The following is an 8710-nucleotide window of genomic DNA, read 5'->3' as shown; positions in this document are numbered from 1 at the left end:
CTTGCCCTGAAAATCGCCGATCGCTTCCTTGGTCTTGTTGCCGATCGCGCCGTCGGGCTGGCCGACGTCGTAGCCGCGTCGGGCGAGCAGCGTCTGCAGTTCGCGCCGCTCGATCCGCGACAGGCCCGGATCGTCGGTCGGCCAGGGCGTGACGATGCCTGGGCCCCCGGCGAGGCGGTCGGCCAGCACGCAGGCGGCGAGCGAATAGGATTCGGCCGCGTTGTAGGAATAGACGACGTCGAAGTTGCGCGTGACCAGAAAGGCGGGGCCCTCCTTGCCGGCGGGCAGCAAGAGACCCGCTTCGCCCTCGCCGAGCGGCCGCCCGTCGATCCGCGTGATTCCGCGCGCCGCCCAGGCCGACATCGGCTCTTTCGCCTTGCGTCCGGAAGGGCCCGAATAATCGGGCGGCAGCTTGACCTCGAAACCCCAGGGGACGCCTGAGCGCCACCCGGACTTGGCGAAGTAATGCGCTGTGGAGGCCAGCGCGTCGTCGGCCGAATCGACGATGTCGCGGCCGCCGTCGGACCCGGGCGCGGCGAGGCGCAGATAGCTCGAGGGCATGAACTGGGTCTGTCCGAACGCCCCCGCCCAGGAGCCAGCGAGCTTATCCGCCGGGATGTCGCCGCGGTCGACGATCTTCAGGGCCGCCATCAGCTCGGAGCGGAAGTAGCCGGCGCGCTCGCCGAAGCAGGCGAGGGTCGAGAGCGACTGAGCCAGAGGCCGCTCGCCCATCTCCGTGCCGAAGTTCGATTCGACCCCCCAGATCGCGGCCAGCATGTAGCGGCTGACGCCATAGGTCTGTTCGGCGTGGGCGAGCGGGCGCGCCTCGCGCGCCATCGCCGCCTTGCCGTCGGCGACGCGCTCCTCGTCGACAAGGCCGTCGACATAGTCCCAGATCGGGGTCTTGAACTCGGGCTGCGCCTTCTGGAACTCGAGCACCTTCAGGTCCGGCTGAAGGCCGGCGAACGCCCGGTCGGCTGTCTCGCGCGAGACGCCGGCGCGAACGGCGTCCTCCTTGAGCGAGGCGACGCACGAGGAAAAGTCGGCGCGGGCCGGCGTCGAAGCCGCCGCCGCCAGGACCGCCAGAGAACACAGAACGTACCGCTTCATGCGGCGATCATCGTCGATTCGACCGGGCCCGTCGAGCCGCGAGCGGCCCAAAAGCCGTGGACTGCCCCATTGGCGCCGGCGGCGCTAGAATGGCGGCCGGGAACGGGAGACGGGAGCCATGCCCTGGTCCATCACCGTCGGCCGCTTCGGCGGGACCGCCGTGAAGATTCACATCACCTTCATCCTGTTCCTCGCCTGGATCGCGGGCAGCGCCTGGGCGCGCGAGGGCTTGAGCGCCGCGCTCGACAGCACGGTCTTCATCCTCCTCCTGTTCCTGTGCGTGGTGCTGCACGAGTTCGGCCATATCCTGGCCGCCAGGCGCTACGGCATCAAGGCGCCGGTCGTGACGCTGCTGCCGATTGGCGGCGTGGCGAGCATGCAAAGCCTGCCGAAAGACCCACGGCAGGAGCTCGTCGTCGCGCTCGCGGGGCCGGCGGTCAATCTCGTGATCGGCCTCGCGCTCTTCCTCGCCTGGGGATCGCTTCGCCCGGGCGAGTTCGCGGAGATCGACAACCCGCATCTGTCGCTGGTCGGCCGCCTCGCCGCGGCCAACCTTTTTCTCGCGGTGTTCAACCTGATCCCGGCCTTTCCCATGGACGGCGGGCGCGTGCTGCACGCACTCCTCGCCATGCGCGTCGGCGGAGCGCTCGCCACCGAGATCGCCGCGAAGATTGGGCAGGCCTTCGCCATCGGTCTCGGGTTTCTCGGTCTTTTCGGCAATCCCCTGCTGCTGTTCATCGCGATTTTCGTCTACATGGCGGCGGCCGGCGAGGCCCAGATGAGCGCCTCGGCGCAAGCGCTGAGAGGGCTCACCGTCGGCGAGGCGATGGAGACGCGATTCACGCCGATCTCCATGGACGCGACGCTAGCCCGGGCGGTCGATGCGCTGATCGCCACCGCGCAGCAGGAGTTTCCCGTCGTCGACGCATTCGGCAAGCCGGTGGGGCTTCTCACGCGGGAGGACATTCTGACGGCGGTTCGCAAGCACGGAGGGGACGAACCCGCGAGCGGCGTGATGCGCGTGGGCGTGGACAGCGTTCGCCCTGCGGCGCCGGTCGAGAGCGTGTTCGAGCGCCTCCAGGACCCGAAGGCGCCCGCGCTCTATGTAACAGACGCGGAGGGCGTGATCGTCGGCCTGCTCACCCGGCAGGCGCTCGCCGAGATCGTGCTCATCCGCTCGGTGCGGCCCGACTGGCGGTTCGGCCGCCGCGCGTGAGTTGACAGCGGGAGGCGCGCGGGAAATATGGCGCCCGAAAAGCGAGACGCACTTGGCGAACGTGAGCAAAAGCCTGTTCTTTTCCGCACTGGTCGTCGCGCTCGCCGTCGCGGGTCCGGCCTCGGCCGACCTGCGCATGTGCAACAACACCAGCAGTCGGGTCAGCGTCGCGCTCGCTTACACCGATGGCCAGGAATGGGTCAGCGAAGGCTGGTGGAACCTCAAGTCGCTGGACTGTGTGACCCTTCTCAGGGGCGCGCTTGCCGCGCAGTACTATTACGTCTACGCGATGGACGAGCGCGGGGGCGAGTGGAAGGGCAAGGCGTTCATGTGCACGTCGGACCGCGAGTTCAAGATCCAGGGCCGGAAGGACTGCTTCGTCCGCGGCTATGACCGTACCGGGTTTTTCGAGGTCGACACCGGCAAGGACGCCAAGAGCTGGACGGTGCAGCTGACCGACCAGGCCACTCCGTCGAACCCGTGATCCTGTCATCATTGCGAGCCGGGCTGGCGCCAATATCCGTCGGCCTTCAACCGTCCGAATCCGAGGAGAAGCCCCTTCCGTTTCCGTCGCAGCCGTCGCGTGAAGATCATCGCGACTCTCGGTCCCGCCTCCGCTGATCGTGAGACCGTGCTTTCCCTTTTCGAAGCGGGCGCCGACGTCTTCCGCATCAACATGAGCCACGCTTCGCACGATGCGATGCGCGAGCGGGTGGCGATGATCCGCTCGCTCGAGGAGGAGGCCGGCCGGCCGATCGGCGTTCTGGTCGACCTGCAGGTACCGAAGCTGCGCCTTGGCCTGTTCGCTGACGGCGGCGCGGAGCTGCACAAGGGGGATGCGTTCACGCTCGACTCCGATCCCACGCCGGGGGACGCCGGGCGCGTTCAGCTGCCGCATCCGGAGATCCTGAGCTCGCTCGCGCCCGACCATCGCGTTCTGGTCGACGACGGCAAGGTGATGCTGCGGGTCGTCGAGGCTGAACCCACGCGCGCCGTGACCGTCGTCGAGGTCGCCGGCCGCGTGTCCAACCGCAAGGGCGTCAGCCTCCCCGACACGACCATTCCGACATCGGCCATGACCGACAAGGACCGTGCAGACCTCAAGGCCGCGCTCGAGGAGAACATCGACTGGATCGCGCTGTCCTTCGTCCAGCGGCCGGAGGACGTCGCCGAGGTCAAGGCGATCGCCAAGGGCCGGGCGCTGGTCATGGCCAAGATCGAGAAGCCGCAGGCGGTCGCGCGCATGGACGAAATCATGGCGGTGGCGGACGCGTTCATGGTGGCGCGCGGCGATCTCGGCGTCGAAATGCCGCTCGAGCGGGTGCCCGGGATCCAGAAGACGCTGACCCGTTACGCGCGGAGGCTGGGCAAGCCGGTGGTCGTGGCGACCCAGATGCTGGAATCGATGATCACCTCGCCCGTACCCACCCGCGCCGAGGTTTCCGACGTCGCGACCGCTGTGTTCGAAGGCGCGGACGCTGTGATGCTGTCGGCCGAGAGCGCCTCCGGGCAATATCCGCGCGAGGCGGTCGCGACGATGAACAAGATCGCCGTCGCGGTGGAGTCGGAGGGGATCTATCCCTCGATCATCGAGGCGCAGCGCGCCACGCCCGAGCCGACCGGGGCGGACGCCATCGCGGAGGCGACGCGCGACGTGGCCGAGACCCTGGGACTCAAGGTCATCTGCGCCTGGACGAACTCCGGCTCGACAGGCCTGCGCATCGCCCGCGAGCGGCCGCGCTCCGCCATTCTCGCTCTCACCCCCCACGAGGAGGTCGCGCGCCGGCTTGCGGTCGTGTGGGGCGTCCACCCGATCGTCACGGACGACGCGCGCGACGAGCGCGACATGGCCGACCGCGCCTGCCGGCACGCCTATATCGAGGGCTTCGCCGGTGCCGGCGAGCGGATCATCGTCGTCGCCGGCGTGCCCTTCGGCACGCCGGGCGGCACCAACAACCTGCGGATCGCCACTGTCGGCGGCCCGTAGCCGGGCCCCCGGCGCGGCTCATTGTCCGTAGAGCTGACGCCAGCTCGGCTGGGCGCCGTCCACTTCCAAAGCCGTCGCTTCGTAGACGCCGCGGGCGACGGAACGGGCGATGCATTCCGCGGCGAGCATGCCGATCTCGGTCAGATCGCGCAGGTCGGGGGCGGCGCTCGCGCGCCCCGTCGTGGCGGCGAAGACGGCGTCATTGTCGCCCGGCGCGTGCGCAGGCCTCAACGCCAGAGCTAGGCCATCCTGAGCCATAATGGCGACGCGTTTGACCTGCGCCTTCGTCAGGAGCGCGTCGGTCACGACGACTGCGAGATCGGTGTTCGTGGGCTCGTCGCCCTTCATGCGCAAAGTGAGCGCGTCGTCGATCTCGTCGGGTCCGAATCCTCGCCCGCCAAACTCGCCGGCCCGCTCATAAGGCGCAGCCCAAAAATGGTGCGTCAGCCCCCTCGTTGCCCGGCCCACCGAATTGGATACGACGAGCGCGCCAACCCGGAAGCCGCGCGAGGTCAAGGCGCTTGCCGAACCGAGCCCGCTTTTCAGATCGTATGTCGAGGCGCCGAAGCCTGCGCCCGTTGTGCCGAGCTCGAAGCTCTTCGGTCCGGCGAGCGCCTCGGAGGCGGCTTCAAAACCGAACTCCCAGTACGGCGGTCGCCGACCCCAAGCCTTGTCGCCGCCATTCGAGAGATCGAACAGGCTGGCCGAAGGCACGATCGGCACAAGCGCGCCGCGCGATCCGCGCGTCCGAAAGCCGCGGCCGATGGATGCGAGAAACGCCATCGCGCCGCCCGCCGCGTCCAACCCGAAGGCCGAGCCCCCAGAGAGGACAAAGGCGTCGACCCGCTCCACCATCATCTCGGGCTCCAGCAGTTCCACGTCGCGGAGAGCCGGCGAGCCCCCGTTCAGCGCAACCGACGCGACGACCGGTTCGTCGAAGAGCACAACCGTCACGCCGGAGGCCAGCCTGGCGTCATGCGCCGATCCGACGCGTACGCCGGCGATGTCCGTGATGAGATTGGCGGTCATGCGGAACGTCCTAGCAGCCGGCTCGCCGTCCGGCGAGTCGGCGTCACGCAAGCCCTGGGCTTCAGACAGGGGGACCATTGGAAAGTAAGGCGTCGCGATCGACGACGGGGAAAAGGCAAGGCGGCTTTGCGCGATGAATTGAACGAACCGCTCGGGATCGGCCCCGACGTCTCGCCTCTGACGATGCGAGCGGGCTTCAGCGCCTTCGCCGTCGCCGCGGCGCTGACCGCGGCCGCAATCGTCGCAGGCGAACTCTGGCTTATCCGCAGCGCGGCGCCGAGGGCCGGCGACGTATTTGCCGCATCGCCGGCGCAGACGCTCACCGCGCCCATCGAGCCTCCGACGCTTCGTCTGTCCGAGAATTCGGACCCGCCGTCGAAGCCGCTTCCGGAGTTCGCTTCGGCGGACAGGGTGGATCAACCCGGCAAGGCGGCGAAGCCAGGCCCGCGCGCGGCCGCCCAGGCGCGCCGGAGCCACTCATCATCGACGTCCAGCAGGCGCTCGCCGCGCTCCGGGTCAAGGATCCGCAAGGGGCGCAGCGGTAAGTCGAGCGGGTGCGTGGCGCACGAACGCCGATTCACGCTAAGATGGGAGCGATTTTCCTGTCTATGCGGCTCTCATGACTGACGGTTTGCCCTTTCGCCCTTGCGTCGGCGTCGCGCTCGTCAACAGCGACGGCGACGTCTTCATCGGTCATCGCAAGCGCAAGCGCGGCGGCGAGCATCTCGACGCCCGCGCGTGGCAGATGCCTCAAGGCGGCATCGATGAAGGTGAGGCGCCTCTGGAGGCGGCCAAGCGCGAATTGTGGGAAGAAACCAACATCCGCTCGATCGAACTGATCGCGGAATTGCCCGAGTGGCTCAGTTACGATCTGCCGGACGAAGCGCGGGGCCGTTGGGCGGGCCGCTATCGCGGCCAGACGCAGAAGTGGTTTCTGTTCCGGTTTATCGGACGCGACACCGAGATCGACGTCCATCATCCCGCTGGCGGCCATCACGGGGCGGAATTCGACGACTGGCGCTGGGAGCGTTTCGAGCATCTGCCCGACGTGGTCGTCCCCTTCAAGCGCCAGGTCTACGAGGCCGTCGCCGCCGCCTTCGCGCCGCTCGCTCTCCCCTCTTGTCGCAATCGGGAAGAGAGCCAGGGGTGAGGGGCGTCGCCCAGGGCTAAGAGTATCGTGAACGCTAACGTCGAAGGTCAGCGCCGCCACATATCCGGTCTTCGGCCGCCTTGTCCCGCTTCGCGAGGCGAAGCGAATCGCGGCGCCTCTACTTGCCCGCCTTGACCGAGGTCAGCGCCACAGCCATTTCCTCGGCCATCCTCTTGCGCAACCGATTGTCAGAAAGGTCGACATTGCCGCGGGCGAGGTCGTCCTTGAGGGCGGCCGCGACGTCGTCGTCGCTCTTGCCGATCTGGGCGCCGACGAAGTCCTCGGCGAATTTCTCGGCGGCGTCTCCGGAGACGCCTTTCAGCTCGGAAACCCAGAGAGCCAGCGCCTTGTTGCGGCGCGCGGTGGCGCGGAAGCGCAGGGTTTCGTCGTTGACGAACTGCTTCTCGAAGGTGTTCTCGCGGTCCTGGAATGCGTCGGACATGTCCGTCTCCCTACCCGCGCGTCGTCTGGCGCCGCGCCAATTCCGGGCCGCTCTTGGCCCGTCCGTATTGCGTTGTTATGACCGCTTCGCGGGTGCGGCGCAATGCGACGCGGCGGCCCGGAGAATGGGGAGCGTCTAAGCGGCATCGCGACGCAAATCCGACGCAGGGGCAAGAAACCGTCGCCCGGTGCCTCATTGACGAAGCAGTTGCGCAACGCCATCCTTTTTCACGGACCGGAATCGACAGAATGTTAGATTTCGGCGATGCTCTCGGGGCGGAGATTGCAGTCGTGGCGACGCGAAAGAAAACCGGAAGCGGAAAAGAGCTTTCCGAAGGGTTGAAGCGCGTGCTGGTCGAAAATTTGGGGCCTGCGCTCGTCGAGGGGTTGAAGCGGTTCATCGTCAGCGAAGGCCCCCAATTGGCGGCGAGGGGATTGGGCGCCATGGAATCTTTCGCGCGGTCAAAATGGAACCGCAAGGCTGGCGCGGCCGGTTCGTTGGGGCCTGGGGCCGCAAATGCTGAACCGTCCGAAGTCGAGGCCGATGAAAGCGAGCCGAACGACAAGGTTTTTGCAGAGATCTGCCGGTCGGCCGTCGACTGCGACTTTTGCTTCAAATCCGGCTCGCTTTCGCGCGGGTTCGTGGCGCTGCCTCAGCCCCGCTACGTCGGCCCCGGCTATTGGTCAGCACCCACGAGACGATTGTTCGTGATGATCAATCCCGGATCGGGCGAGGGGTCCGAACACGACCGGGCGCTGCTCACCGACCTCGAGTCTTACAAAAGCGGTAAGATCGATCTGGCCGAATTCTTCACTCGACAGCTGCGTTGTATGGAGCATTGGGGAGGCGGTCGCTTTATCAATTTTTTTCGACGCATCGGCGTCAGCCTGAAAGAGACGGCCATCATCAACCTCGCGTGGTGCGCGACGGCAACGAACGAATATCCCGACCACATGCTCAACAACTGCTTCGGGCTGCACGGGCGACGAGCGATCTATGCTTTGCGTCCCACCATGATCGTTGCGTGCGGAGCCAAGGCTCAGCAATTGGGGAGGGCCTCGGGCTTGCCCTTCGTCCCGGCGCCTCACTACGCCGCGCTGAAACAAATAGATTATGAAGCGATCGCCGAGGCGATCGGGACCGCAGGTAGTCCCGGCCAAGACAGGCAAGACGACAAAGGGCCGAAGCAACGGGAGGAACCGTTCCGTCGGACCAAAAGGATCCGCTTGCTCGAGGAGGCTAACCCGAAGCGAGGGAAAAGCGCGGCGCGCTACGCCTGCTACCGGGACGGGATGACCGTGCCGGAATACGAGGCCGCGGTCCGGGAGCGATGCGGGGCCTTGGAAGCACGGAAGTGCAAGGCGGATATCGAGTGGGACGTGCGGCATCGCTTCATCCGTCTGGAGCCCTCGCCGGGCTAGCCTCTTCGCCTCGCTCGGCGCGGCCGCTCTCGCGGCGCCTGTCCGACCCGAAAACGCCGCAAACCGTTTGAGCTTCATCGCTTGAGCCGCTAGAAGCGGGCGCGCCCGAAGCCTTCCGGAGCCCCGATGACCGACGCCCTCAACGCCACGCCGCAGCAGAAGTCCGAGATTCTGATGCAGGCGCTGCCCCATATGCTGCGCTACGACGACGCCGTCGTGGTGGTGAAATACGGAGGGCACGCCATGGGCGATGAAGACAAGGCGCGCGACTTCGCCAAGGACATGGTGCTGCTCGAACAGTCCGGCATCAATCCGGTGGTCGTCCACGGCGGCGGCCCGCAAATCGGCTCGATGC

General features: G+C 67.1%; 9 protein-coding genes. 6 read left to right on the top strand and 3 right to left on the bottom strand.

The genetic code is table 11. The features are described from left to right. A partial coding sequence (locus tag ACLP25_RS13285; protein WP_442469664.1) for a lytic murein transglycosylase occupies positions 1-1110 on the bottom strand: 1110 nt, incomplete at its 3' end. A 118-nt stretch (positions 1111-1228) separates the two neighbouring features. Here ACLP25_RS13285 and ACLP25_RS13280 point away from each other — a divergent pair. From ACLP25_RS13280 to pyk, 3 genes are all read left to right on the top strand, one after another. Then, positions 1229-2326, top strand: coding sequence for a site-2 protease family protein (locus ACLP25_RS13280; RefSeq protein WP_442469663.1), 1098 nt, complete (start codon positions 1229-1231; stop codon positions 2324-2326). Between the two features lie 61 nt (positions 2327-2387). After that, positions 2388-2810 (top strand): DUF1036 domain-containing protein, encoded by a 423-nt coding sequence (locus ACLP25_RS13275; protein WP_442469665.1) that lies wholly within the window; start codon positions 2388-2390, stop codon positions 2808-2810. A gap of 99 nt (positions 2811-2909) precedes the next feature. Next, positions 2910-4313, top strand: a complete 1404-nt coding sequence (pyk, locus tag ACLP25_RS13270) for a pyruvate kinase (RefSeq protein ID WP_442469662.1) — start codon at positions 2910-2912, stop codon at positions 4311-4313. 18 nt (positions 4314-4331) lie between these two features. Here pyk and ACLP25_RS13265 read toward each other — a convergent pair whose 3' ends face one another. Further along, positions 4332-5342 carry a P1 family peptidase gene (locus ACLP25_RS13265; protein ID WP_442469661.1) on the bottom strand — a complete coding sequence of 337 codons (1011 nt, stop codon included), beginning with the start codon at positions 5340-5342 and terminating at the stop codon, positions 4332-4334. 619 nt (positions 5343-5961) lie between these two features. Here ACLP25_RS13265 and ACLP25_RS13260 point away from each other — a divergent pair. Beyond that, positions 5962-6492, top strand: a complete 531-nt coding sequence (locus ACLP25_RS13260; protein ID WP_442469660.1) for an RNA pyrophosphohydrolase — start codon at positions 5962-5964, stop codon at positions 6490-6492. Positions 6493-6610: 118 nt separating this feature from the next. Here ACLP25_RS13260 and ACLP25_RS13255 read toward each other — a convergent pair whose 3' ends face one another. Continuing rightward, positions 6611-6934 carry a DUF1476 domain-containing protein gene (locus ACLP25_RS13255; protein ID WP_442469659.1) on the bottom strand — a complete coding sequence of 108 codons (324 nt, stop codon included), beginning with the start codon at positions 6932-6934 and terminating at the stop codon, positions 6611-6613. Positions 6935-7182: 248 nt separating this feature from the next. Between ACLP25_RS13255 and ACLP25_RS13250 the strand changes: the two genes are divergently transcribed. Then, the gene (locus tag ACLP25_RS13250) at positions 7183-8355 is read left to right on the top strand and encodes a hypothetical protein (protein WP_442469658.1); all 1173 of its coding nucleotides are present in this window, start codon (positions 7183-7185) and stop codon (positions 8353-8355) included. A gap of 126 nt (positions 8356-8481) precedes the next feature. Then, a partial coding sequence (locus tag ACLP25_RS13245) for an amino acid kinase family protein (protein ID WP_442469657.1) occupies positions 8482-8710 on the top strand: 229 nt, incomplete at its 3' end.

Origin of the sequence: Roseiarcus sp. (assembly GCF_052145395.1) — a bacterium.
Lineage (GTDB): Bacteria > Pseudomonadota > Alphaproteobacteria > Rhizobiales > Beijerinckiaceae > Roseiarcus.
Note: the sequence above shows the minus strand (reverse complement) of the source record. Positions and strands in the feature narration are given on the sequence as shown.